At 76.5% G+C, this 24366-nt stretch carries 22 protein-coding genes, 2 tRNA genes and 1 riboswitch; of the genes, 9 read left to right on the forward strand and 15 right to left on the reverse strand.

The window, feature by feature from the left end:
- Positions 1-4: 4 nt before the first annotated feature.
- The 4 genes from ACF1AK_RS08685 to ACF1AK_RS08700 all read right to left on the reverse strand — a co-directional run bounded on the left by ACF1AK_RS08685 (position 5) and on the right by ACF1AK_RS08700 (position 4792).
- A complete protein-coding gene (locus ACF1AK_RS08685; RefSeq protein WP_391497990.1) occupies positions 5-355 on the reverse strand; it encodes a DUF742 domain-containing protein in 351 nt (116 codons plus the stop codon).
- Complete coding sequence (locus ACF1AK_RS08690) at positions 352-765, reverse strand: roadblock/LC7 domain-containing protein (RefSeq protein ID WP_376086659.1); 414 nt, start codon at positions 763-765, stop codon at positions 352-354. The genes ACF1AK_RS08685 and ACF1AK_RS08690 overlap by 4 nt, the downstream gene beginning before the upstream one ends.
- Positions 749-2311 (reverse strand): sensor histidine kinase, encoded by a 1563-nt coding sequence (locus tag ACF1AK_RS08695; protein WP_391498050.1) that lies wholly within the window; start codon positions 2309-2311, stop codon positions 749-751. Before ACF1AK_RS08695 ends, ACF1AK_RS08690 begins: the two co-directional genes overlap by 17 nt.
- A 162-nt stretch (positions 2312-2473) precedes the next feature.
- Complete coding sequence (locus ACF1AK_RS08700) at positions 2474-4792, reverse strand: SpoIIE family protein phosphatase (protein WP_391497991.1); 2319 nt, start codon at positions 4790-4792, stop codon at positions 2474-2476.
- A 186-nt stretch (positions 4793-4978) separates the two neighbouring features.
- On the opposite strand from ACF1AK_RS08700, the gene ACF1AK_RS08705 reads away from it, so the two are divergent.
- Positions 4979-5052, forward strand: a tRNA-Ile gene (locus ACF1AK_RS08705).
- Between the two features lie 63 nt (positions 5053-5115).
- On the opposite strand, the gene ACF1AK_RS08710 is transcribed toward ACF1AK_RS08705, so the two are convergent.
- From ACF1AK_RS08710 to ACF1AK_RS08720, 3 genes are all read right to left on the reverse strand, one after another.
- Positions 5116-5685, reverse strand: a complete 570-nt coding sequence (locus ACF1AK_RS08710; RefSeq protein WP_391497992.1) for a TetR/AcrR family transcriptional regulator — start codon at positions 5683-5685, stop codon at positions 5116-5118.
- Between the two features lie 71 nt (positions 5686-5756).
- Positions 5757-6584 carry an alpha/beta fold hydrolase gene (locus ACF1AK_RS08715; RefSeq protein ID WP_391497993.1) on the reverse strand — a complete coding sequence of 276 codons (828 nt, stop codon included), beginning with the start codon at positions 6582-6584 and terminating at the stop codon, positions 5757-5759.
- Between the two features lie 135 nt (positions 6585-6719).
- Entirely contained in the window at positions 6720-7010 is a 291-nt protein-coding gene (locus ACF1AK_RS08720) for a YiaA/YiaB family inner membrane protein (RefSeq protein WP_391497994.1), read from the reverse strand.
- 245 nt (positions 7011-7255) lie between these two features.
- A riboswitch (cyclic di-AMP (ydaO/yuaA leader) is annotated at positions 7256-7414 on the forward strand.
- Positions 7415-7426: 12 nt separating this feature from the next.
- On the opposite strand from ACF1AK_RS08720, the gene ACF1AK_RS08725 reads away from it, so the two are divergent.
- Complete coding sequence (locus ACF1AK_RS08725) at positions 7427-8284, forward strand: M23 family metallopeptidase (protein WP_391497995.1); 858 nt, start codon at positions 7427-7429, stop codon at positions 8282-8284.
- Between the two features lie 58 nt (positions 8285-8342).
- Here ACF1AK_RS08725 and ACF1AK_RS08730 read toward each other — a convergent pair whose 3' ends face one another.
- The gene (locus ACF1AK_RS08730) at positions 8343-9242 is read right to left on the reverse strand and encodes a hypothetical protein (RefSeq protein ID WP_391497996.1); all 900 of its coding nucleotides are present in this window, start codon (positions 9240-9242) and stop codon (positions 8343-8345) included.
- A 43-nt stretch (positions 9243-9285) separates the two neighbouring features.
- Here ACF1AK_RS08730 and ACF1AK_RS08735 point away from each other — a divergent pair, with 43 nt between their 5' ends.
- The 4 genes from ACF1AK_RS08735 (at position 9286) to ACF1AK_RS08750 (ending at position 12043) form a co-directional block, all read left to right on the forward strand.
- A complete protein-coding gene (locus ACF1AK_RS08735; protein ID WP_391497997.1) occupies positions 9286-9870 on the forward strand; it encodes a GNAT family N-acetyltransferase in 585 nt (194 codons plus the stop codon).
- 125 nt (positions 9871-9995) lie between these two features.
- The gene (locus tag ACF1AK_RS08740; protein WP_391497998.1) at positions 9996-10742 is read left to right on the forward strand and encodes a sensor domain-containing protein; all 747 of its coding nucleotides are present in this window, start codon (positions 9996-9998) and stop codon (positions 10740-10742) included.
- A gap of 79 nt (positions 10743-10821) precedes the next feature.
- Positions 10822-11556 (forward strand): class I SAM-dependent methyltransferase, encoded by a 735-nt coding sequence (locus tag ACF1AK_RS08745; RefSeq protein ID WP_391497999.1) that lies wholly within the window; start codon positions 10822-10824, stop codon positions 11554-11556.
- 37 nt (positions 11557-11593) lie between these two features.
- Positions 11594-12043 carry a GNAT family N-acetyltransferase gene (locus ACF1AK_RS08750; RefSeq protein ID WP_391498000.1) on the forward strand — a complete coding sequence of 150 codons (450 nt, stop codon included), beginning with the start codon at positions 11594-11596 and terminating at the stop codon, positions 12041-12043.
- Here the strand turns inward: ACF1AK_RS08750 and ACF1AK_RS08755 are convergent.
- From ACF1AK_RS08755 to ACF1AK_RS08785, 7 genes are all read right to left on the reverse strand, one after another.
- A complete protein-coding gene (locus ACF1AK_RS08755) occupies positions 12040-13173 on the reverse strand; it encodes a hypothetical protein (RefSeq protein ID WP_391498001.1) in 1134 nt (377 codons plus the stop codon). The two genes, ACF1AK_RS08750 and ACF1AK_RS08755, sit on opposite strands and share 4 nt — an antisense overlap.
- 446 nt (positions 13174-13619) lie before the next feature.
- A complete protein-coding gene (locus ACF1AK_RS08760) occupies positions 13620-14375 on the reverse strand; it encodes a hypothetical protein (protein WP_391498002.1) in 756 nt (251 codons plus the stop codon).
- 245 nt (positions 14376-14620) lie between these two features.
- A tRNA-Met gene (locus ACF1AK_RS08765) sits at positions 14621-14694 on the reverse strand.
- Between the two features lie 85 nt (positions 14695-14779).
- On the reverse strand, positions 14780-16138 hold the full coding sequence (locus tag ACF1AK_RS08770; protein ID WP_391498003.1) for a PrsW family intramembrane metalloprotease: 1359 nt from the start codon (positions 16136-16138) through the stop codon (positions 14780-14782).
- A gap of 126 nt (positions 16139-16264) precedes the next feature.
- Positions 16265-17095, reverse strand: a complete 831-nt coding sequence (gene trmB / locus ACF1AK_RS08775) for a tRNA (guanosine(46)-N7)-methyltransferase TrmB (protein ID WP_391498004.1) — start codon at positions 17093-17095, stop codon at positions 16265-16267.
- Positions 17096-17186: 91 nt separating this feature from the next.
- Positions 17187-18422, reverse strand: a complete 1236-nt coding sequence (gene lhgO / locus ACF1AK_RS08780) for an L-2-hydroxyglutarate oxidase (RefSeq protein ID WP_391498005.1) — start codon at positions 18420-18422, stop codon at positions 17187-17189.
- A 107-nt stretch (positions 18423-18529) separates the two neighbouring features.
- Positions 18530-19957 carry an MFS transporter gene (locus tag ACF1AK_RS08785; protein ID WP_391498006.1) on the reverse strand — a complete coding sequence of 476 codons (1428 nt, stop codon included), beginning with the start codon at positions 19955-19957 and terminating at the stop codon, positions 18530-18532.
- Positions 19958-20666: 709 nt separating this feature from the next.
- On the opposite strand from ACF1AK_RS08785, the gene ACF1AK_RS08790 reads away from it, so the two are divergent.
- From ACF1AK_RS08790 to ACF1AK_RS08800, 3 genes are all read left to right on the forward strand, one after another.
- Positions 20667-22853 carry an asparagine synthase-related protein gene (locus ACF1AK_RS08790; protein WP_391498008.1) on the forward strand — a complete coding sequence of 729 codons (2187 nt, stop codon included), beginning with the start codon at positions 20667-20669 and terminating at the stop codon, positions 22851-22853.
- Between the two features lie 196 nt (positions 22854-23049).
- Positions 23050-23571, forward strand: coding sequence for a universal stress protein (locus ACF1AK_RS08795; RefSeq protein ID WP_391498010.1), 522 nt, complete (start codon positions 23050-23052; stop codon positions 23569-23571).
- A 90-nt stretch (positions 23572-23661) separates the two neighbouring features.
- Positions 23662-24366 (forward strand): DsbA family oxidoreductase, encoded by a 705-nt coding sequence (locus ACF1AK_RS08800; RefSeq protein ID WP_391498011.1) that lies wholly within the window; start codon positions 23662-23664, stop codon positions 24364-24366.

Genomic DNA, 24366 nt, shown 5'->3' on the forward strand with positions numbered 1-24366 from the left:
CGGGTCAGCGGAGTTGGCGGAGGCCAACGAGCACCTCTTCCAGGAGAGTGGTGGGCAGACGCTCGGCCTGCGGGACGGGCGGGAGCACCTGGACGGCACCGAGGTCCCAGAGGTCGCCGACCAGCACCTTGACGACGCCGAGCGGCAGCCCCAGGTGGGCCGCCACCTCGGCGATCGACAGCAGGCTGCGGCAGAGGTCGGCAATGCGCTGGTGCTCACGGTTGAGCAGCGCGTCCTCGGGCAGTTCGGGCCGCTCCGGTAAGGCGCTGACCAGGCTCTCGACCGCCAGCTCGGGGCGGGTGGAGCGGCTGCGGCCGCCGGTGATGACGTAGGGGCGGACCGGGCCGCCGCTCACCGGTGGCCCCCCGCCGCGAGGTCGGCGCGCGGCGGGCTGGTGAGGTGGGTGCCGATCCGCTCGACGAGGACCTGCATCTGGTAGGCGACCAGGCCGGCGTCGACGGCCTCGCCGGTCACCACGGCCAGGTGGGCGCCGGCCCCGGCGGCGACGATGAAGAGGTAGCCGCCGCCGTACTCGATGATGATCTGCCGGGTGGCGCTGTGGTGACCGCCGAAGCCCTGGGCGACGCCGCGGGCCAGCGACTGCAGACCGGAGCAGGCGGCGGCGAGCCGCTCGGCGTCCTCGCGGACGATGCCCTCGCTGCGCCCGATCTCCAGGCCGTCGTTGGACACCACGACGGCGTGCTGGACCTCGGGGACGTTGATGATGTCGGCGAGCAGCCAGCCGAGGTCAGGGGTGGTGGTCATGGAACTCTCCGGAGCGCTGGGGAAGCTGGGGGGAAGCGGGAAGGGAAGGGTCGTGCGGGGCGGGGGCCGGGGAGTGGCCCGGGGGGAGGGGACCGCCCTGGTCCTGGCCGAACGGGCCGCGGGGGCGGGCCCGGTCCTGCTGACGGGCCTCGGCCTCGGCCCTGGCCTGGTACGCCGTCTGGGCCTGGGAGGTGGCCCGGGCGGCCGAACGGCCGCTGGCGGTTCCGGCCTGGAACATCGACATGAACGCCTGGGCCTGCTGCGCCGAGCGGTACGGCGGAGCCGGCGGCGGGGTGGCGGCGGAGCCGGCCGCGTGCCGGGTGGCGGCACGGCCGCGCCGGTGGCTGCGGCGGGGCAGCGGCGGCGGGGTGGTGCCGTACGCCGGGCCGCCGTCCCCCGGGGCGCCGGCCCCGGGAGCGTCGCCCGTCCGGGGCGCGGCGGGCGGGGTGACGGCCGGCGGGTAGCCGCTGACCGGCGGGTACGCGGGCGGGTGGCCGGACGTCCGGGCCGGGTCGTACGGGGTGGCCCCGCCCTGGCCGGGCCGGGCCGGCGCCGCTCCGTACCCGGTGCCCCGGTCGGTCGCGGCCGGCGGCGGGCCGGGGCGGCGCGGGGCGCCGCCGAACACCGCGTCGTCCGCGCCGAGGCCCGGCACGGTCGGCGGCAGCGGTTCGGTGAGCAGCGCGTTCGGCAGCAGCACCACGACCCGCACCCCGCCGTAGGGCGAGGGGGCGGAGCTGAGCGTGACCCGGAACCCGTACTGCTCGGCGAGCCGGCCGACCGCGGCCAGGCCGAGCTGCGGCACCTCGCCGAGCCGGGAGATCTCCACCGTGGAGCCGCCCGCCAGGGCGGCGGAGGCCTTGGCCACGGCCTGCTCGGGCATGCCGACGCCGCCGTCGTCGATCTCGATGACGGCGCCGTTGTGCACGGGCATCAGGGTGACGAACACCTGGGTGCTGGGCGGGGAGTAGCGGGTGGCGTTGTCGAGCAGTTCGGCCACCGCGTGGATCAGCGCCTCGGCGGCCGCGCCGACCACGGCGGTCTCGATCCGGCTGCGGATCATCACCCGCTGGAAGGGCAGGATGCGCGACTGGGCGCCGCGCACGACGTCCTCCAGCGAGACCGGCTCGGGCCAGTGCCGGCCGGCCCGGGCACCGCAGAGCACGGCCAGCGTCTGGGCGAGGCGGGCCTGTTGGGCGGCGGCGTGGTCGGCCTTGAGCAGGCCCTCCAGCAGCGCCGGGTCGTCGTGGGTGCGCTCCATCTCGTCCAGCAGGGCCTGCTGGTCGTGGGCCATCACCAGGATCCGGCGGGCGACGCTGAGGAAGGCCCGCTGGGTGGAGGCGGTGAGCTCCTGTTCGTGCTGGACGGCGGCCAGTTCGGCGCTGCGGCGGGAGAGTTCGGTGGTCAGCCGGTCCCGCAGGGCGGCGATCTCGCGCTGCTGGTCACCGGCCCGGCGGCGCTGGGTGGCGGCGACCGCGCGGTAGCGGGCGGCGGCCACGAGGGCGAGGACGGCGAGCACGCCTGTTGCCGTTGCGCACCACTGAGTCATCGTCACGCGGCGAATTCTAGGGCGATGATCCTACGAAGGTGTGAACGGATCTCGCCAAGTGACCGGATCTCGTCGATATCCTGTCAATACCGTGCCAATCCGCACTGCTTCGGGCCCGATCGGGCGCTCCGTGGACCGTCGATCGGCGTCCCGTCCGCCCCGCTAGTGCACAGCTGACAACCGGTGCAACAGCAGCAACGCGACGTCGTCCGGGCGTGAACGCCGTTCGGTGACGTTCAGGGTGAGCAGATCGGCCAATCTCTCCAGCGCCGGACCGGGCTCCACCCGTACCGGACCGGCGTTGCGCGCCCACAGCTCCAGTCCGCCCAGCATCCGCTGCACCGACTCGTCGTAGTCCTCCTCGCGGTCCTCCACCAGGCCGTCGGTGTAGACGAGCAGCGTCTCGCCGGGCGAGAGGTGCTCCACCGCCAGCGGGTACGGCCGGTCCGGGGCGACGCCCAGCGGCGGGCCGCCGGGCAGCTCCAGCTCCACCGCCTTGGCGTCCTCGGTGACCCGGACCGGGGCCGGGTGCCCGGCGCGGGCGGCCCGCAGCGTGCCGTCGGCCGGGTCCAGGGTCAGGTAGAGGCAGGTGGCGAACAGCTCGGTGTCCAGCTCGGCGAGCAGCCGGCTGGTCCGGGCCAGCGTGGCGGCCGGATCGTGCCCGTCGGTCGCGTACGCGCGCAGACCGCTGCGCAGCTGGCCCATCACCGCGGTGGCCTCGGCGTTGTGGCCCTGGACGTCGCCGATCACCAGCCCGATCCGGCCGTCCGGCAGCCGCAGCAGGTCGTACCAGTCACCGCCGATCTGCATGCCCTCGGTGCTCGGCAGGTAGCGGGCGGCGCTGGCGATCCCGGGCAGCCGGGGCAGGGTGCGCGGCAGCATCGCGCGCTGCAGCTCGGTGGCCCGGTGGTGGTGGGTGTCGTAGAGGCGGGCGCGCTCCAGGGACTGCGCGAGGATGCCGGCGAAGGCGGAGTAGAGGGTGCGGTCCTCGCGGCTGAAGATCCGCTCGGTGGCGAAGGTGATCAGACAGGAGCCGACCTGCCGGCCGGAGGCGACCAGCGGCAGCACCGCCCAGGCGGCGGGGGCGAGCGGACCGCCGCCCCCGGTGGTGCCCGCCCCCGGCGGCTGCTCGCGGTCCCGGCCCCGGCCGCGCCGGGCCGGCTCGCTGAACAGCGGGGCCGACCGGGCCAGCGCGCGCTGCATCACGCCCTCGGACAGATCGGCCAGCCGGGTCAGCTCGGTGCGCAGCGGACCGCCGTAGACGGTGTGCGCGACGGGCAGCAGCCGGCCCTCGTCGACCAGGTCGAGCACGATGCTGGCCGCCCCGAAGGCGGGCCGGGCGATGTCGGTCACGGCCGCGGTGACGTCCCGGACGGTGACCGCCCGGGACAGCGCCCGGGTGAGCGCCAGCAGCAGCGCCGACCGGGCCCCGGCGGCGGACGTCCCGACGACGGCCTTCCGCCCGGCGGCCCCGGCCGTCCGCCCGGACCGGCCGCCCGCGGGGCGCTCTCCGGGGGCGCGGCCGTGGTCGAGGTCGGCGATCAGCCCGGAGATCCGCACCGGCCGGCGGTGCACGTCCAGCATGACCTCGCCGGTCTCCTCGATCCGGGTCACCCCGCCGCCCCGGCGCGGCACCCGGTAGCGGATCCGGTACGGCCCGCCGGTGGCGAGCGCCTCGGCGAGCGCGGCCTGGACGTCCGGCAGGTCCTCGGGGTGGACGACGAGGTCGAGGTCGGGCGCGGGGGCCGGGCCGCCGTCCTGCGGCGCGGGGCGGCCGACCAGCCGGAGCGCCTGGGCGTCCCAGTGGGTCTCGCCGGTGACCAGGTCGCGTTCGAAGGCGCCGTGCCCGGCGGCGCGGACGGCGAGCGAGAGCAGCGGGTGGGCCGTCCCGGCGGCCGGGTCGCCGCAGCTCGCGGGACCGGGGCGGACCCCGTTCGGCGCGGCCCCGCCGGTGCGCGGAGCTCCGGGCGCCCCGGCGTGGTCCAGCAGGTACGCCAGCCGGTGCGCGCAGGCGTCGGCCAGGGTCTCCAGCACGTCCAGGTCGCGGCGCGGGACGATCCCCCGGTGGGCGAGGGCGAGGGCGAGCACGCCGATCGGCCGCTCGTCGACGACCATCGGCAGCGTCACGATGGCGACCATCCCGGTGCCCATCCCGGCGTTCCGGTTCGGGTAGTCGACGCTGGTGCGTTCGGGGCTCAGCAGATACGGGCGGCGCAGCTTCAGCGCCATCGCGGCGGGCAGCTCACTGGCCGGGTCGACCACGCTGTAGCGCTCGTGGGCCCAGTCGGGCAGGCCGTGGGAGGCGGACAGCCGGAGCATCCCGGCGGGGTCCAGCAGGTAGAGCGCCGATCCCTCGCCGGTGATCCAGCCCGGGCCCTCGGCCAGCACGGTGCCGAGCAGTTCGGCGGCGCTGGTGCAGCCGAGCAATAAGCGGACGCAGCGCATGGCACTGCGCGCGGTGGGGCTGCTGCGCGGGTCCACGGGACGGCCGGCCTCTCCGGTTCCTTATGGGGCAGTTAATTCTTAATACCTTATTTCTTAAGTGGGTGAGGCGTGGGGCGAACGGCAGGTCCCGGGGCACCGGTTTCCCCGGTGTGCGAGCACCCCCGCCGGGTCCGGTACCCTTCTCCGTACGACGTCCCGCCGCGCAGGCGGGGCCGAGGGTACGGGGCTATAGCTCAGACGGTTAGAGCGCTTCCCTGATAAGGAAGAGGCCACAGGTTCAAGTCCTGTTAGCCCCACACCACGCCGAAGGGCCCGGAGCGATCCCGCTCCGGGCCCTTCGGCGTGCTCCGCCCCGCCGCTCAGGGGCGCGGCCAGCTGCGCAGACCGGCGGTCAGCACGGTGATCATCCGCTGCTGGGTCTCCCCGAGGTCCTCGGCGAGCTGGAAGGCGCCGCCGGTGGACAGGGCGGCGAAGCCGTGCGCCAGCGAGCGGAAGGTGCGGGCGGCGTGGATCGCCTCGGAGCCCTCCAGTCCGTACCCGCGCAGCACGGCGACGATCACCCCGACCAGCCGGCCGGCCGCCGCGGTGAGGTCGGGGTCCGCCTGCGGGGCCTGCGGCAGGGCGCCGTAGCGGTGCGGGTGCTCGGTGGCGTAGGCGTGGTACGCCCGCAGGACGGCGGCGACCGCGGCGTCCCCGCTGCGGCCGAGGGCCGCCTCGGCGAGCCGGTCGGCCAGCTCCCCGGTCACCCGGACGGCCACCAGCCGGCGCAGTTCGGCCAGGCCGCCGCTGACGTGCTTGTACAGCGAGGGGGTGGCGACCCCGGCGCGGGCGGCCACGGCGGCCAGGGTGAGGGCCTCGGGGCCCTGCTCGTCGATGAGGGCGAGGGCGTGGCCGACGACCTGCTCGGGGGTCAGTCCGACTCGGGGCACTGCGGTTCTCCTGGGAACGGGGGGCGGGCCCGGAACGGGCGCGGGGCAGGCGCGGGGCGGTTCGGCGGCGCTCAGGCCAGGTCGGCGAGGAAGGACAGCAGGGCGTCGGCAGTGGCCCGCGGGTGGTCGGCCATCGGGTAGTGGCCCGCGCCCTCGATCATCACCTTGCGCGCGTTCAGCGCGGCGGCCTGCCGGTCGGCGACCAGCTCCGGCTTCGCGAAGTCGGGGTCCTTCGAGCCCATCACGACCAGCACCGGGCAGCGCACGGCGGCGGTCCAGCCGACGGGCGCGGAGTCACCGCGCACGTAGCCGCGGGTGGCGGTCCTGCGGCCCGGGGTGCGCAGCGCGGCGACCAGCCCGGCCACGTACTCCTCGTGGTCGGCCGGCTTGGGGCCCGGGAAGGCCGCCTTGCGGTGGTACAGGCCCCAGAACGCGGGCGAGCGCACCAGCAGCGCGCCCATCGCGCCGACCGCCAGGCGCTGCAGCGCGTTCGGCGGCACGTTCTCGACGAAGGCGTCCAGCAGGACGATGCCGGCGACCCGGTCCGGGGCGTCCCCGGCGGCCTTCACGACGCTGGCGCCGGTGTAGGAGTTGCCGGCCAGCACGGCCCGGTCGATGCCCAGGTGGTCCAGCAGGGCGAGGACGTCGCCGGCGATCGCGGCGGGGGAGTAGTCGTCCCAGAGGATCGAGGACTCGCCGAAGCCGCGCAGGTCCATGGTGATCACCCGGCGGCCGGCGGCGGTCAGCAGCGGGCGCAGGTGCCGGTAGGCGGCCCGGCTGTCGAGCATCCCGGGGAGCAGGACGACCGGGACGCCCTCGCCGTGCGCGGTGTCGTCGAAGGCGATCCGGCCGCCGGGCAGGTCGAGGTGGCGGGTGACGGGGGCGAGGGTGCCGTTCATGGGGAGCCTCCTGGGGCGGGGACCGTCGGCTGAGTGCCGATAGCCATAAAGCTATGGCTAATAGCCTTAGCCGTCAAGCCATCGGCGCTCGCCCGCCCGGCCCGCCCGCCGTCGGCGACCGGCCGGGCGGGCCGGTCAGGCGCCCTCCACCCGGAACGGGTCGTGCTCGGTCAGCAGCTTGTCCAGCCGCGCCTGGTCGACCCGGGTCACCAGCTCGGTGGTCTCCTGCTTGTCCCGGACCACCTTGGCGAGGGTGAAGGTGGAGGTGATCGTGTAGAGCAGGCCGAGGGCGAGGAACGCCCGGGTCCACGGCTCCACCGGGAGGAAGGCGATCCCGACGCCGAGGGCGGTGCCGGAGAGGGCGAAGGACAGCACGGCCTGGAGGTGGTACGCGGCCGTGGTGCGGGACTGCATCGGTGCGCTCATGGCGTCAGGATGGCCGCGCCCGGCCCGGTCGCACATGAGTAGGCGTACTCAAGTGAGGGGCCGTTCGTTGACGTCCCGACACGTTCGGTAGTGTCAGTTGTCATCAAACATCCCAAATCGCCCACCGGGTCGCGTGGTACCCGGTCCGGATCCCGCCGTCGGCAACGGACGGCTTGGAATCGGGGGGCTCTCGGATTAACGTTTGATAACGCAGCGCGGTCCGCAACGCCGTACCCAGACGGCACCGTGCGCCGTCGCCTAATCCCGCCGGCCGGCCTCCGGGCAGGCCAGGGAGCCGGGGAACCACGTTCCTTGGGGTGAATCGGCCAGGCCCAGGCCCGGCCGTAGGAGACCTTCCTGCTCCGAACCCGTCAGCTAACCCGGTAGGCGCGAAGGAAGGAAAGGAGCGCGCCTCCGTGGCGTCGACGCACACCCCGGCACACCCGTCCGGCACCCAGCTGCTCGACCACCCCGGCCCGTTCGCCGGGCAGGGCCCGTTCGGCGGCCCCGCCGACCAGACCGCCCCGCCGGCCGACGGGACCAGCCGGCACCGGATGCCCCGTCAGGGCCGCGGCACCGCTCCGCTGCTCGGTGTCACCGCCGTCGCCGCCACCCTGGGCGCCACCGGCTTCGCCTCCGCCACCCCGGCCGCCGCGCCCGCCGTCGAGGCGCCCGACGAGCTGCCGGCCACCCTCTCCGCCGACCCCGGCCTCGCCCTCGCCGCGCGCATCCAGCAGCAGGCCGACAGCCAGCGCACCGCGGCCGAGGAGAACGCCCGCGTCCAGGCCGCCCAGGAGGCCGAGGCCAAGCGCGCCGCCCAGGTCGCCCAGCAGGAGCAGGCCAGGCGCGCCGCCGAGGAGGCCGAGAAGGCCAAGCTCGCCGCCATCAAGCTGCCGGTGCGCGACTACCGGCTCTCCGCCCACTACGGCCAGAGCGCCCGCTACTGGGCCCACCTGCACACCGGCCTGGACTTCGCCGCCGACCAGGGCGAGCCGGTCTACGCGGTCGGCCAGGGCACCATCACCTCGGCCGGCTGGGCCGGTGCCTACGGCTACCGGATCGTCGAGACCCTGCCCGACGGCACCGAGATCTGGTACTGCCACCTCTCCTCGATCATCAAGGGCTCCGGCAAGGTCGTCCCCGGCCAGCAGATCGGCAAGGTCGGCGCGACCGGCAACGTCACCGGCGCCCACCTGCACGTCGAGGTCCGCCCCGGCGGCGGCGCGCCCGTCGACCCGGAGGCCTGGTTCGAGCAGCGCGGCGTCACCCCCTGACGCCTCCCCGCCCGCGACGAGGGGCCCCGGCCGTCCGGCCGGGGCCCCTCGTGCGTTCCTACGCCCCGGCCAGGGCCTCGTCCCCGGCTTGCTCCAGCCCGGCCAGGTACGCGTCGATCTCCGCCTGCCCCGGCTCCGGCGCCAGCTCCGGGAACTCCTCGACCAGCAGCCGCGGCAGCCCCGGCACCGTCCACGCGCCGGCCAGCTCCAGCGCCACCCGGACGGCGGCCTCCTCGAACGCCCCGAAGTCCCCGGCCAGCTCCTCCGGCATCGGCTGGCCCAGCGCCGTCAGCTCCGCCAGGTTCCGGTAGCTGCGCTCCATCAGCCCCTGCTCCAGCAGCCGCCGGGCGCCGTCGGTGGCCATGCCGACCGCCAGCGTCCGCGCCCCGCCGTCCCAGCCCCCGTCGTCCACGGCGTCCAGCACGCCGTCCGCCTCCAGCGCCGTGAAGGCCGCCGTCCGCTCCCGCGCCGGGAGCTCCCGGAACCCCTCCAGCCAGGCCCGCACCGCCGCCTCGTCCCCGGTGTCCACCCCGGCCGCGCGCAGCAGCAGCGCGTACAGCCGGGGCCAGGTCACCAGGTCCGCCCGGCGCAGCAGACCGGCCGCCACCTCGCCCTGCCACTCGGCCTCGGCGTGCAGCCGCTGCTGCCGCTTGGCGTTCAGCCGCTTCGCCGCCCGCTGGTGGTCGGCCAGCAGCCGCACCGCCGCGCCGTACGCCAGCGGATCCTGCCCCGGCTCCGGCTGGACGTACAGGTACAGGCGCTCGTACAGCAGGTGCTCCACCGCGGCGGAGGTCAGTTCCGGCCAGCCGTCGTGCATCCTGCCGCCGCCCAGCTCCAGCAGCGCCAGCACCGCCCGCAGCGGGGCCTCGGCGACCGGCTCGCGGCCCTCCGCCTCCGCCCAGGCGAGCAGTTCGGCGGCCTTGGTGCGCGGGGCGAGCCGCAGGTCTTCGTCTTCCATAACCACGAACCGTAACCGCTGGTCGGGGGTAGGGTCGGGAGCCATGGTCCCCGTCCGACTCACCGGCCGCCGGCTGGCCGTCCGCGAGTTCCACCAGACCCCCGAGGACGTGGACGCGCTGCACGCGGTGTTCGGCGACCCGGAGGCCACCCGCTACCTGCCGTTCGCGCCGCGCGACCACGAAACCTGCGCCGACCAGGTCGCCCAGTACCTGGAGGAGGCGGAGCGGGAACCCCGGGAGGTCTACCGGCTGGCCGTCGTCCGCCTCGCCGACGCCGACGACCCGGCCCGCGCCGTCCCGATCGGCAACGCCGCGCTCGGCCTGCGCCCGCACGGGGCCGCCCACCTCGGCTACGCGCTGCGCCGCGACGTCTGGGGGCTCGGCTACGCGGGCGAGGTCGTCGGCCTGCTGCGGGACCTCGCCTTCGGCCCGCTCGGCCTGCACCGGCTGGAGGCCCGGGCCGACGTCGGCAACGCCGCCTCGATCCGGGTGCTGACCAGGGCGGGCTTCCGGCTGGAGGGCCGGGTCCGGCACGACTACCGGCGCCACGACGGCTGGCGCGACGCCTACCAGTACGCGCTGCTCGCCGACGACGAACCGGCCGGGGGCGCCGCTCAGGGGGGATAACCCCACCCCCGGTTCGCCGGGGAGCCGGATGTCCGGGGCCGGGCGTGCTTTGACAGGCTGTGGGAGTCAGCAGGACAGACCCCACGAGCCCGACCCGCGACCGACCCGAGGGACCGAGACCGGCCATGAGCACCCACAGCATGCAGCGCGACGAGTACGACGAGTACCACGCGTACGACGGCCACGACGGCGGCGAGCGCCGCGCCGCGGCCCGCCGCATCGAGGAGCCGCCGTACGCCTGGCGGGCCCCGTTCACCTCCTACTTCTACCGCGAGGTCGGCTTCACGCTGACCGGTCTGCCGCTGGCGGTCGCCGGCTTCGTCGTCGCGGTCGCGCTGTTCTCCCTCGGCCTCGGCACCGTGGTCACCGTGCTCGGCCTGCCGGTGCTGGCGGCGCTGACCTCCGCCGCCCGGGGCTTCGGCGCCCTGGAGCGCGCCCGGGTGCGCGGCCTGCTCGCTCTGGACGTGCCCGCCCCGGCGCCGGTCCGGGCCGTGCGGCCGGGCGTCTGGGGCGCGATCACCGCCCGGATCGCGGACGCGGCCGGCTGGAAGGCCGTGCTGTACCAGGTGGTGATGTTCCCCTGGGCGATCCTCAGCATGGTGATGTCGCTGGTCTTCCTCTGCGTCGGCTGGGTGCTCGCGCTCTACCCCGTCTACCACTGGGTGTTCCCGCGCTACGTCGACTGGCCCGGCTACCGGTTCTTCGACTTCACCGACAGCGACGGCGTCCGGCACGTGTACTACGTCGAGTCGCCGCTGCAGATCGCCGGGGTCTGCCTGCTCGGGATGCTCTTCGTCTTCCTGACCCCGCAGCTGGTGCGCGGCCTGACCAACGTCAACCGCCTCGCCGCCCGCGGCCTGCTCGGCCGCTGACCGCCGGCCCCGCCCCCGGCGGCCCCCGCCCGGACGCCTCCGGGTGCGGGCCGCCGGGGGCCGTGGTCGGATGGCCGCGATGGCCGACCGAACCGCCCGCGCCCCGGCCGGGGCCCCGCCCGCACCCCTGGTCACCTCCCGTCCGCTGGACGAGTACTGCGGCCTCTTCGGCCTCACCCGGGCCGCGCTCGCCGCCCTGCCGGGCCCGCTGCTCGACTGCCCCGGCGGGGCCGCCGCGCTCGCCGCCGAGGCCCGCCCGCTCGGCTGCCTGGTCGTCGCCGCCGACCCGGTGTACGCCCGCCCGGCCGGTGAGATCGCCGCCCGGGCCCTGGCCGCCCGGGCCGCCATGGCCGCCGCGATGGAGGCCCGTCCCGACCTCTACCCGGCCCGCCGGCACCGCCGGCCCGAGCGCTACCTGCGCGGCTGGGACCGGGCCCGCCGGCTCTTCGCCGCCGACCGCGCCGCCCACCCCGGGCAGTACGTCGCCGCCGCGCTGCCCCGGCTGCCCTTCGCGGACGGCACCTTCGCCCTCACCCTGAGCGGCTACCTGCTCTTCGCGTACCCCGAGCTGTTCGGACCGCGGCGGCAGCTGGCGGCGCTGGCCGAGCTGGTCCGGGTCACCGCGCCCGGCGGTGAGGTCCGGGTCCACCCGCTGTACGACGGCGAGGGCCGCCGCACCGCCCGTCTGGACGCCGTCCGCCGCGCACTCGGCGAGCGCCGGATCGCCAGCGAGGTCCGTGTACTGCCGCCCGCCGACCGGGGCGGCCGTGCCCAGCGGGTGCTCGTCCTGCGTCGGGCCGGCCATCCGATGTAATGGTCATAAGGTCTGTTCACCCCTATACTCATCGACCATGACCGAGATGTTGATCAAGCCGGCCGCGGCCTCGGACGCCCACCGGCTCACCGCGCTGATCCAGGACTGCTCCGCCTACCGCGGCGCCTACGCGCCGATGATCGCCGGCTACCGGGTGACGCCCGAGTACCTGGCCCGGCACGAGGTCCACCTCGCCGTGCGCGCCGACGACGACCACCTGCTCGGCTTCTACGCGCTGGTCACCGAGCCCGCCGACCTCGACCTGATGTTCGTCGCCGACGCGGCGCAGGGCCTCGGCGTCGGCCGCCGGCTGATCACCCACATGCTCGACCGCGCCCGCGCCGTCGGCGTCACCGGCGGCGTCCGGGTCGTCTCCCACCCGCCCGCCGAGGCCTTCTACCTGCGGATGGGAGCCGAGCGGACCGGCACCTTCGCGGCCCGGCCGCCGATCGACTGGGACCGGCCCGAGCTCCGCTTCCCGCTCTAGGACGCCTTCCCGGACGCCACCGGCTGCGCTCCGTCCTGCTGCTGCGGCAGGAACACCGGCGTGTCCAGCCCCGCGAGGATCTTCTCCGCCAGCCAGCTCCGGTCCGAGCCGTACGGGATCCCGTCCGGCGCCATCAGCCGCCCGGCCACCGCGTCCCGCAGCTGCCGCGCCTCCTCGGCCGGCAGCCGGGACATCAGCCCGCGCGCCGCCAGCAGCGCGTGGTACTGCTCGAACCCGGAGCGCGGGCGCTCGATCGCCTCCAGCACGCTCGCCAGGTCGGCCAGCGCCGGATCGCCCTGCATCAGGGCCAGCGCCTGGATCCGCCGCCCCTCCGAGCCGTCCTCGAACAGCTCCCGCACCCGGGGCGCCGTCAGCGCCGACCGCCGGGCCGTCGACCGGACCTCGGCCACCACCCGCTCCGGCCCGGCCGTCCGGTCCGCCGGCAGCATCGAGCCGGGCAGGTCCTCCGGCGGGCCGGCGCTGGTGCCGACCAGGCCCAGGTGCTGCATCGCCCGCATCCGCAGGTCGTCCGCGCCCACCTTGTCGCCCTTGCGGTCCCGGTCCTGCCCGGCCAGGAAGAGGTCCAGCGCCCGGTCCGCGTCGGAGAGCACCCGCGGCAGCGTCAGCCGGGTCACCAGCCAGCCCGCCAGGAACCCCAGCAGCAGGAAGTACAGGACCAGCGCGGCCGCGAACGGCGCCGTGCCCGCACCCCCGCCCAGGGCCGGGGCGAGCGCCGTACCGAGCCGGTCGAGCCGCTCGCCGAGCGAGCCGAGCTGGGTCAGCCCGACGCCCAGCAGCACCTTGGTGAGCCAGTCCGAGACCTGCTCCAGATTGGTGTTCGGCGCGTACGAGCCGTGCGGTTCGCCGCCCCCGGCGCCTCCGCCGCCCTCCGCGCCCCCGGCGCCGCGCACCCGGGGCACCCCGAACAGGAACCCCAGCGCACCGCCGGCCAGCGTCGCCGCGCAGGCCACCACCAGTCCGCCGCCCAGCGCCTGCCAGGGGTGCGGCCGTCCCAGCGAGAACAGCAGCAGCCCCACCAGGCCCGCGCCCGGCAGCATCCCGGCCGCCGCCCGCTGCGCCGTCCGCACGGCCGCCGCGCCGCCGGTCCGCCCGGTCGCCGTCCTTGCCATCGCCCACCACCCCCGGTGCCCGCACCCCGCCCCTGCGGAGCGCGCGCCGACTCTAGCGGGGATGCCCCCGACGCCGAGGGCGTGATGCCCCGCGCGGAGCGCGGACACACCCGTCCGGCCGCGTCCGGCGGCGTCGGGCGCCGTCCGGGAACGCAGACGGCCCGCGGGCTGCTCCGCGGCGTCCCGGCCCTGGGAGGGGCCGGTCGCCGAGGCACCGGGGATGTACCGGTGAGCCCGCGGGCCGGGTGACTGCTGGGGATTTCGCCTGCCGGAGGCCTGGGGCCCCACCCTGCGCAGGCAGGGGCGGCTCTAGCGAGCAGCCACCTCACGCATCCTGATGGAACTCAATTCAGGATCACCTCCTTTCAGTGTGCCGCCAGCGTAGGCAGGCCACCGGGTGGAGGGCAACGCATTTTCCGCGGCCGTTCCGGCCGGCCGTCCTCGGATCAGGCGGGCGTCGCCTCGGACTTGAACTTCGAGTAGTCGATGACCTGGTCGGCCGGCGGGGCCTGGACGGTCAGCGGCTTGTCGATCTCGGTGAAGTCCGCCTGGCCGCCGCCCTTGCCGGTCTTCTCGATCCGCAGCGGGTAGGGGGTGCCCTCGGTGGCGACGTGCAGGACCATCTCGTCGCCGCTGCTGTTCTTGGACTTCACGCTGAAGCTCTTCGCGCCGTTGACGGTGCCGGCCGAGCCCTTGGTGAGGTCGGTGGACTTGCCGTCCTCGACGAAGCTCTTGGTGAGGTCCTTGAGGTTGCAGGCGGTGGTGAGCTCCTTCATCTCCGGGTCGTCCTGGACGCCCGCGATGTAGCGGCCCTTGAGGAGCTCGGCGGCCTTGGCGCCCTCCGCGCCGCCCCCGGCGACATTGGCGATGAACTCGCTGTCCGGCTTCAGGTAGACCTGCTTGCCGTCGCCCAGGAGCTCGAACTTGCCCACCCCGGGCATGGTGACGGAACCCTTGCACTGCCCCTTGGTGTCGACCGCCAGGTCGATGGTCATCTTCTCGTCGGCGTTGCTGATGGAGCCGACGACCTTCACCGAGGTGGCGCCGGCGAGGGCGTCCTTGGCCTTCTTCTGGATCTCCTCGGCGCTGAGCTTGGCGGTGTCCAGCTTCGTCGCGGAGTCCTTGTCGCCGCCGCAGGCGGTGGCTCCGGCCGCGAGCAGCAGACAGATCGCGGCGGTGCCGGCAAGGCGCTTCGAGAGCATGTGTGCTTCCTAACCCGGCGCGACAGTGCGCGTCCGAACGGGTGATTTTCCCGCTCAGTATGATCGAAATATTACTTAGGCGATCTTGACGCGCCGTGCCGTTACACCTTCGTGGCAGGACCGTGCCGCGGCCGGGACGCGGCTCGCACGAGGCCGGGACGCGGTCGGGACGCGGTCGGGGCGGATCCTTCCCGGCATGACGAAGGGCCCGGAGGAAGAATCCTCCGGGCCCTTCGGCTACTGAGTAGCGGGGACAGGATTTGAACCTGCGACCTCTGGGTTATGAGCCCAGCGAGCTACCGAGCTGCTCCACCCCGCGTCGGTGAACACCACCATACGGGGAAGTCGCCCGGATGGGAAATCGGTTCCACATCCGCCCCCCGTCCGTCCGGCCCTGGCACCGTTCACCCTCCCCGCGCCGGCCCCCGGGCGGGGTGCCGCCCGGCCCGGGTCCGGGCCCAGGCGGCGAGACAGACCAGCGCCGCGAAGCAGGGCACCATCAGCACCGCGTACACCAGCAGGAAGCCCCGGGTGCCGAGATCGGCCGCGGCGTTCCAGGTGCCGTGCAGGGCCATCGCCAGGACGAGCCCGCCCGGCGCCGCCAGCCGGGCCAGCGCGCGGCGCCCGGTGGTGAGGGTCAGCGCCAGGCCCAGCCCGGTCAGCGCGGTGAACAGCGGGTGGGCGAACGGAGAGAGCAGCCCGCGCAGGACGAAGGTCTGCACGGTGCTGTCGAAGTCCCGCAGGCTGGGCGGCTCGCCGAGGCCGATGCTGTCCAGCCGCTGCTGCTGGTCGTCGGTGAACGCCCGCCCCAGGTAGAGCGCGTTCTCGGTGAAGGCGAAGCCGCAGGCGGTGATCCCGCCGAGCACCACCCCGGCGGCCAGCGCGCGCGGCCGGGAGCGGGCCCGCCGGTGGCCGGGGAGCGCCGCCCGCCCGCCGGCCACCGACGGGGTCGGGCCCGGGCGCGGACGGGGCAGCGGGTGGGGCAGCGGGCGCAGGTAGGGGCGCAGCCGCAGCCGGCCGCGGGCGTGCGGCCGGGCGAGCCGGCGGCGGTACCCGCGCGGCTGCCGGGGGCCGGGCAGCCGGGGCGGCCCGCCGGGCCCGGGCCGGGGACGGCCGCCGCGCCGGCCCGCGCAGCGCTGCCGCCGGCCGAGCGGCAGCAGCAGGACGAGCAGGGCGGCGCCCTTCGCGCTCTCCTCGATCACGGGGGTGACCAGGTCGGCGCCCAGCGCCTCGCCGAGACCGCCCTGGTGGGCGCTCAGGTAGGTGCTGGTCCAGCCGTTGGCGAGGATGGCCACGGTGGTGGCGGCGCAGGCGCCCCAGCCGAGGCAGAAGACGGTGTACCGCAGCGGCACCCGGGCGGTCTGGTTGAGCCAGGCGAGCCCGCCGAGCACGAAGGGCAGCGGGACCATCGCCAGGCCGAGGCCGACCAGCAGCCCGGTGGTGCCGGTCTGGCGGCGGACCAGGTGGAGGATCAGCACGCCGCAGCCGGCCAGCGCCAGCACGACCGTCGCGGTCACCGGGGGGACCGCCGACGAGCGCAGCCAGCGCGCGGCGCGGGCCGGGGCGGACACGGGGGCCGCGGGGTCCGCGGCGTCCGCGGGGGAGACGGCCGGGGCGGGCGCGGGGGCGGCGGGCAGGAGCCGGTGCGCCCGGCGCCTCCGGGGCCCCGGGACGGTCCGGGCACCGGCGGTGGGCGTGGGCGTCTCTCGGTCGTCGGCGGCCCGCACGGTGAGGTGGTACCCATCGCCGGACGGGGTGCTCACGCGCCACAGGGTAGGCCACGCCGCCCGGCGGCCGGGGGGAGCCGGAGCGGACGCCCCGCTCCGGGCCGGCCCGCCGGCGGCCGCCGGGGCCGTCGGGGCCCGCCGGGTCGAACACCCGGCGGGGACTCAGCGGCGGCGGAACAGCAGGTCGTGCACCACGTGGCCCTTGGCGAGGCCGGCCCGTTCGAACTTGGTGACCGGGCGCCAGCCGGGCCGCGGCGCGTAGCCGGGGACGGAGCCGTCCGGGTGGTCCGCCGGCTCCAGCCAGCCGGTGCCGTCGCCCTCGGGGTGCAGGTTCTCCAGCTCGGGCGAGGCGGACAGCACGGCGAGCATCTGCTCGGCGTACGGCTCCCAGTCGGTGGCGCAGTGCACCAGCGCGCCGGGCGCCAGCCGGGGCAGCACCAGCTCCAGGAAGGACGGCTGGACCAGCCGGCGCTTGTGGTGCTTGGGCTTGGGCCACGGGTCGGCGAAGTAGACCCGCAGGCCGGCCAGCGAGGCGTCGGGCAGCATGTCGCGCAGCAGGATCACGGCGTCACCGGCGGCCGGGCGGACGTTGGTGCTGCCGTCGCGCTCCAGCAGGCCGAGCAGGTTGCCGTGGCCGGGGGTGTGGACGTCGGCGGCCAGGATGCCCATGGCGGGGTCGGCGGCGGCCATCGCGGCGGTGGTCTCGCCCATGCCGAAGCCGATCTCCAGGGTGACCGGCAGGCCGTCGAACAGCGCGGGCAGGTCGAGCGGGGTGCCGTCGATCGCGATGCCGTACTTCTCCCAGCTCCGGTCCAGCGCGCCCGCCTGGGCGTTGGTCATCCGGCCCCGGCGCGGCTGGAAACTGCGGATGCGCCGCTCGCTGTGCTGGGCCTCGGTGGCCTTGTGCGGGTACATCGGCGCGGGGTACGCGGCGGGTGCCGCGGAGAGCCGGGCGGAGGGCGAGGGCTGGGGGATCGGGGCGGTGGCAGTCACAATCCCCCGAGTCTACGGGGCCGTCGGGCGCGGGCCGCAGGGCCTGTGACGGTCCCCACGTTCCCGCCCGCCGCCCGTCCTCCGCCGGCCCTCAGCCGCCCGCCTCCAGCGCGGCCAGCGCCCGGCGGGCCACCTCCCGGCCGATCGGCAGCGAGGCCGTCGCCGCCGGGGAGGGCGCGTTCAGCACGTGCACCAGCCGGCGGGTGGAGCGCGGGTCGTCCGGGTCGAAGCCGGCGAAGGCGAAGTCGTCCAGCAGCGAGCCGTCCCGGGCCACCGCCTGGGCGCGGACGCCCGCCCCGGCCCGCACCAGATCGGCCGCCGTGACGGCTGGCAGCAACCGCTGGACGGCCGTGGTGAACGCCCGCTTGGACAGCGAGCGGTGCAGTTCGCCCAGCTCGTAGCGCCAGTGCCGGCGGGCGATCCGCCAGGTGCCGGGGAAGGCGGCGGTGCCGGCGAGGTCGCGCGGCCGCACGGTGCGCCAGTCGTAGCCCTCGCGGGCCAGGGCCGGTACCGCGTTCGGGCCGACGTGCACGTCCCCGTGCACGCCCCGGGTCAGGTGGACGCCCAGGAACGGGAACGCCGGGTCGGGCACCGGGTAGACCAGGCCCCGCACCAACTCCCGCCGTTCCTTGACGAGTTCGTAGTACTCGCCGCGGAACGGCACGATCCGCACCCCGGGGTCGTCGCCGGCCAGCCGGGCGATCCGGTCGCTGTGCAGGCCCGCGCAGTTCACCAGCACCCGGCAGCGCAGCTCGCCCGCCGAGGTCTGCACGGTGACGCCGTCGGCCCGCCGGGCGACCGCCCGCAGCTCGGCCCCGGTGCGGATCTCCGCCCCGGCCTCGCGGGCCAGCCGCGCGTAGGCGGCGGCCACGGCGGGGAAGTCGCAGATGCCGGTGGTGCCGATGTGCAGCCCGGCGATGCCGGTGACCTGCGGCTCGTACCCGGCGATGCCCCGGCGGTCCAGCTCGGTGACCGGGATGCCGTTGGCCCGGCCGCGCTCGGCCAGGGTGCGCAGCCGGTCCAGCTCGGCGGGCCCGGTGGCGACGATCAGCTTCCCGGTGACCTCGTGCGGGATCGCGTGGGCGCGGCAGAACTCCACCATCTCGGCGGCGCCGGCCACCGCGTACCGGGCCTTGAGCGAGCCCGGCCGGTAGTAGACGCCGCTGTGGATCACGCCGCTGTTGCGCCCGGTCTGGTGGGCGGCCAGTCCGGGTTCCTTCTCCAGCACGGTGAGCCCCAGCCCGGGCCGGGCCCCGGTCAGCGCGTACGCCGTGGCGAGCCCGACGATCCCGCCCCCCACCACCAGCACGTCGACGTCGTACCGCACGGCCCGCTCCTCGCCTCGCCTCGTCCGACCCTCCCCCGTCCGACGGCGATGCTGCCATGCCGGCGGGGGCCGGTCGAGGGGGCGTCACGGGGCGCCCGGGCGCACGGTCAGGCCGGGGCGACGATGACCGCGCGGGCCCGTTCGGTCAGTTCGCGCACCCGGCGCTCGCCCTGGAACGGCTCCAGCCTGCGCAGCATCTCCACCACGTACTCGCGGCTGCGCTGCGAGGAGATCCGCCCGGCCACGTCGACGGCGCGCTCGCCGGCCGCCACCGCGGCGTCGAGGTTGCCCGCCTCGGCCTCGGCCATCGCGGAGACCACCAGCCGCAGGCCGTGCGAGCGGACGAACCCCTCGGTGGGCCGGGCCAGCGCCTCCCGGGTGAACTGGCGGACCTTGGAGGGCACGCCGAGGTCGCGGAAGCACTCGGCGGCGTCGGCCGCGAGCCGGTCGTAGGCGTAGAAGTCGATCCACGCCGGATCGGGATCCCCGGCGCGCGCCCGCTCCAGTGCGCTCTCCGCGGCCCCGAGCGCCGTCGCGCACGCCGCCGCGTTCCGCGCCTTGGCCTGGGCCCGTGCCTCGACCAGGTGGAAGAAGCTCATCGTCCGGGTGGTGGCCAGGCCCCGGTTGCGCTCCAGGGCCGCCTGGGCGAGGTCCACGGCCTCCTCGGCGAAGCCCCGGTACCCGGCCTGCAGGCTCATCGAGGCCAGCACGTAGCCGCCGAGCGGGACGTCCGCGGCGGCCCGGGCGAGCCGCAGGGCCTGGATGTAGTAGCGCTGGGCGGCCTCGTGCTGGCCGGTGTCGAACGCCATCCACCCGGCCAGCCGGGTGAGTTCGGCCGTCGCGCCGAACAGCGCCCGGCCCACCGCGTCGCTGTAGGAGGCGAGCAGCAGCGGCGCCGCCTCGACCCGCAGGCACTCCGGCACCATTGACGAACGCCAGTCCCCGCCCCCGTACTTGGAGTCCCAGCGGCGGGCCTCCTGGGCGGCCTCGCGGAGCTTGGCGGCGTCCGAGTGGCCGACCCGGTAGGAGCCCGCCTCGGCGGGGGAGCGCGGCACCTCGCGGGCCACCGAGCCGTCGGCGGGGGTGATCAGCCAGCGGGAGACCGGGGTCGCGTACGCGGCGACCGAGAAGGTGCCGGCCAGGCTGTCGCTCCAGCGACCGCCGCCCGGGCCGCGCCGCAGGTCGAGGTCGACCCGCCAGAGGTCGGTGGCGGAGCGGACGGCGTCGGGCACCTCGCGCGGGAAGGCGAGGCCGAGTTCGGGCGCCGGGTCGGTGTCGCCGAGGCCGATCTCCTCCAGCGGCACCGGCCGGCCGAGCTTGCCGCCGATCGCGGTGGCGATCAGGTGCGGGACGGGGCCCTGCGGCACCATGCCCTTGCTGACCCAGCGGGCCACCGAGGTCTTGTCGTAGCGGAGCGTCAACCCGCGTTGGGCGCCGAGGTCGTTGACGCGGCGGGCCAGCCCGGCGTTGCTGATCTGGGCGAGGGTCAGGAGCGTGCCGAGCCGTTCGTTCGGTCCTCGTGGGCTGACGGTCATGGTGGCGGCGGCACCTCCTGCGGCCTTGTGCGCGGGGCCCGGGAGGCCCCGGGCCGTAGCTGCTGTACCTAGAGTAGTCGGACGCGTTCCGACGGTTAAGAGGCCGCATTCCGGATGGCGGGATCGCGTGCCCGGGCCCGGCCGGCCGACGGTTCGGCGGATTGGTCCGGACCACCCGGATCCGGCCGCCCGGGAGCGTCCGGGGGGAGCGCCGGAGTGCCGTGCTCCGGTCCCGTGTCGATGTGCGCCCGGCCGTGCCCCCTGGCCCGACCGGCTGGTCGGCGATTCGCTGGTGGTCGTGGGTCGGCCCGCCGTCGAGGACCCGGCGGGCCGGGGGACGCCACCGCCTACATCCCCGCGGGCGGTGGCGACGTCCGGGAGGGCATGCGGATGCCCTCCCGGGCAGAGCGACGCCTTTCGGCCATTTCGCGATGGCCATGACAGGGCGCCGTGGAGGGCGGTCCGGGCCGAGGAGGGGGAGGCCCGGCCCGCCCCGGCGGGGAGGCGGCCGGGTTGCCGTCCGGGCGTTCGAGCCGCGTGCCGACGGACGCGCGCGTCCGGCCGGACGCGTACCGGAAACATCAACTCCGGTCGCCGGGCGGGCAACCGGTGGCACCATGTCCTCTGACGGTGCGCCACGGGCCGGCCAGGGGCACCGCCCGCTGACGGGCGCGCCGAGCGGTGCTGGTCCTCGTGCGGTGGAGGCGCGATGCGGTGGCTGACGGGCTGGTGCACGGGCGCGCCCCGGCCGGGCACACCGGCGCACGAGCCGCCCGGCGCGGTCGCACCGATCGCCGCGCGCCCCCTGTGGAGCGGGCCCGACCCGCTCTGGGCCGTCGGCGACTGGCGGCCCGAGGAGATCCGTCTGGTCACCCTGCGACCCGGCGCCCCCGCCGTGGTCACCACCGGGCCCGCCGCCCCCGACCCGGTCGAGCCCGGACCCGCCGTGCTCCGGCTCGCCGTCCTCGGCGCCTGCGGCGCCACCGACGCCGAACTCGCCGCCGGCCTGGCCGCCGCCCGCGGCGGCGCCGTCCGCCACCTCACCGCCTGGCCCGGCAGCTACACCGTCGTGCTGCGCAGCGGCACCCGCTCCACGGTCCTGCTCACCGACCTGGCCGGCGCCCGGCCGGTCTTCCACACCCCCTGGGGCGGCGGCACCGCGTACGCCACCGCGGCCCTGCCGCTCGCCGACCTGGTCGGCGCCCCGCTGGACACCGGCCACCTGGCCGCCCGGCTCGCCTGCCCCGAGGCGCCGGAGGCGCTCGGCACCGGCACGCCCTACCTGGGCGTGCAGCGGGTGCCGCCCGGGCACGCGCTGGGCCTGCGCGACGGGCGGCCGTTCCTCTCCGGGTACGACGAGCCGGGCGCCGGCGCGGCGCGCGGGCGCGGCGAGGCGGCGGCCGTCGGGGAGCTCACCCGGGCCCTGCTGGAGTCGGTCCGCTTCCGGGTGCGCACCAGCCCGGCCGGGCCGCCGGGGCGGGCCCGGCTCGGCGTCGACCTCTCCTACGGGACGGCGTCCGCCACCGTCGCGCTGCTCGCCGCCGCCGTCCCGCTCGCGGCCGGGGCGGGCAGCGGTGGCGGAGTGCCGCGCCGGCCCGGGCCGGCGCCGGCCGGCACCGGAGCGGCCCCCGAGCGGCCGGCCGTCGTGCGCACCGGGGCCGTCAAGGGGTCCTGGGCGCGCACCGCGGCCCGGCTGCGGGCCGCCCCCGAACCGGTCGCCGCCGTCACCTCCGGCGAGGCGGCGGCCGCACCGGCCGCCGTCCCGGCGCCGGACGTGCCCCGGCTGCGCCACACCGTGCTCGCCACCGGCCCGGACACCCTGCCCTACGCGGACCTGCGCACCGACCCGACGGCCGGGCGGCTGACCGACGAGCCCGGGCCGGAACTCGTCACCGCGGCGTGGGCCGGAGCCCGGTTCGAGGCGGGCGGCACCGACCACCTCACCGGCTACGGCGCCCGGCACGTCCTGGACGGGCACCCGGCCCGGCTGGCCGATCTGCTCCGGGCCGGCCGGTCGCGCGAACTGCTCTCCCCGGTGGCCGCGCTGGCCGGCGCCGACCGGGCGGCCGCCGGCGTCCTGACGGGCGCGCTGCGGACCCCGCTCACCGTGGTGCGCGCCGCCCACCGGCTGGCCCGCAGCCGGTGGGCGGAGGCGCTCGACGATACGGCCGTGAGGCTGACCCTGCGCCGGACGTCCGACGGCGGCGGCACGGCGGGCACCCGCTCGGCGGACGACCTCGCCTGGGTGGTCCCGGGACCGGCCGCCCGCTGGCTGTCCGACGAGGCGCTCTCCGCCGTCGCGCTGCGGCTGCGGCTGGCGGCGCGCGAACCGGCGCCCGGCGAACACCCGGGCGCGTACCGGGCCCGGCACGCCCTCCACCGGCACGCGCGCGGCTTCCGCACGCTGGTGCACGCCACCGAACAGCCCGGCCAGCGCCTGCACGCGCCCTTCTTCGACAACCAGGTGGTGCGCGCCGCCCGGCTGCTCCCGGACGACGTCCGCCTCCAGCCCGGGGCCCGGCACGCGCTGCTGCGGTCCGTCCTGGCCGGCACCGGGCGCACCGACCTGCCGCCCGACTGGGGCCGCGGACCCCGCCCCGACCGCACCGCCCCCGCCCGGGCGGGCCTGCGGCTCGCCGCCGACGGCCTGGCCGAACTCTTCGACGCCCCCCTGCTCGCGGAAGCCGGCCTCATCGACCTGACCGCCGTCCGCGCCGCCCTCGCCCGCGCCACCGACCGGGCCGCCGCCCTCCCGCCCGCCACCCTCGCCGGCCTCGCCGACCTGGTCGCCACCGAACTCTGGCTGCGCCGCGTCCGCGCCCGGCGCCACGGCGCCTGCTGGACCGGCCTGCCGCACCCCGCCCACCCCGCCCTCACCCCCACCCGCTTCCGCTGAGCCGCCGTCCGCTCCCGGCCCCGGCCTTCCCGGAGCGGGGGCAGGCCCGTCCGGCGTCCCGGGCGACGGCTTCGCCGCGCGTTGCCCCGGGGCCGTGTCCGGCGCGGCTCGGGGGCGGGGCGGGGGCGGGGCGGCGATCATGGCGGGGGACCCCCGTCCCCGTCTCCCGCTTCTCCCCGCACCCACGGAGGTCCTGGTGACCAGTGCCAGTCCTGAGCCGTCCGTTCCCGTCGTGCTCTCGGTGCACGGCCGGCCGCCGCAGGGACGGCCGCCGGGGGTGCTCGCCGCGTGCGACGGGTCGGACGGGTCGCTCTGGGCCCTGGACCGGGCGATGACCGAGGCCGAGGTGCACGGTCTGCCCCTGTACGTGCTCGCCGTGGTCAACCCGGCGCCCGCCGGTTACCCCCCGGGGATGGCCGAGCTGGTCCAGGAGAGCGTGGAGACCCTGGTCGAGTCGATGGCCGACGGCCTGCGCCGCTCGGTGGCCACCGTCCAGCAGGCCCGCCCCCACCCCTGCACGGCCGAGATGTCGGTGCACGTGGTGCTGGGCAACGTGATCGAGGTCCTGCTGGCCGCCTCGGCCCGCCAGCACACCCTGGTGCTCGGCACCCGGGGCAACGGCGGCTTCACCCGGCTCCTCCTGGGCTCGGTCAGCAGCGCCGTCGTCCACCACGCGGCCTGCCCCGTCCTGGTCGTCCCCGCCCCGCCCGAGGGCTGAGCGCCCGGGGCGCCGGGAATGTCCCGAGATGGTTCATCGTTCACCGGTCCCGGACCGCACGCCCCTCCCACCTCCCCTGGAGCCCCCGTCATGAAGGTCGAGATCTACTCCGACATCGCCTGCCCCTGGTGCTACATCGGCAAGCGCCGCTTCGAGCAGGCGCTCGACGGCTTCGCGGGCAAGGAGAACGTCGAGGTGGTCTACCGGCCGTACCAGCTGGTCCCGGACGCCCCGGCCACCGCGAGCCCGCACCGCGCGTGGCTGGCCGAGCGCTACGGCCCGCAGTCCGTCGCGATGGACGCCCGGGTGGCCGAGCTGGGCCTCACCGAGGGCATCACCTACGACTTCGACGCGGCCCTGCACGCCAACACCTTCCTCGGCCACCGCCTGCTGCACCTCGCCGAGACCGAGTACGGCGCGGCCGTCCAGGGCCGCCTCAAGGAGGCCCTGCTCAAGGCGCACTTCACCGACGGCGTGGACGTCGGCGACCGCACCGCGCTCACCGAGGTCGCCGTCGGGGCGGGCCTGGACCGGGACCGGGTGACCGCCTACCTCGCCGGCGACGAGGGTGCCGCCGAGGTCCGCGCGCAGCTGGCCGAGGCCCGCGAGCTGGGCATCACCGCCGTGCCGACCTTCGTCTTCGAGGGCAAGTGGGCCGTGCAGGGCGGCCAGGAGGCCGAGACCTTCCGCCGGGTGCTGGAGCAGGTCGCCACCGAGATCGGCGAGCGCCGGCCCGCCCCGGTGCAGGTCGCCCCCGCCGGCGAGGCCTGCGCGGACGGCTCCTGCGCCGTCTGA

This window comes from Kitasatospora sp. NPDC015120 (assembly GCF_043080305.1).
Lineage (GTDB): Bacteria > Actinomycetota > Actinomycetes > Streptomycetales > Streptomycetaceae > Kitasatospora.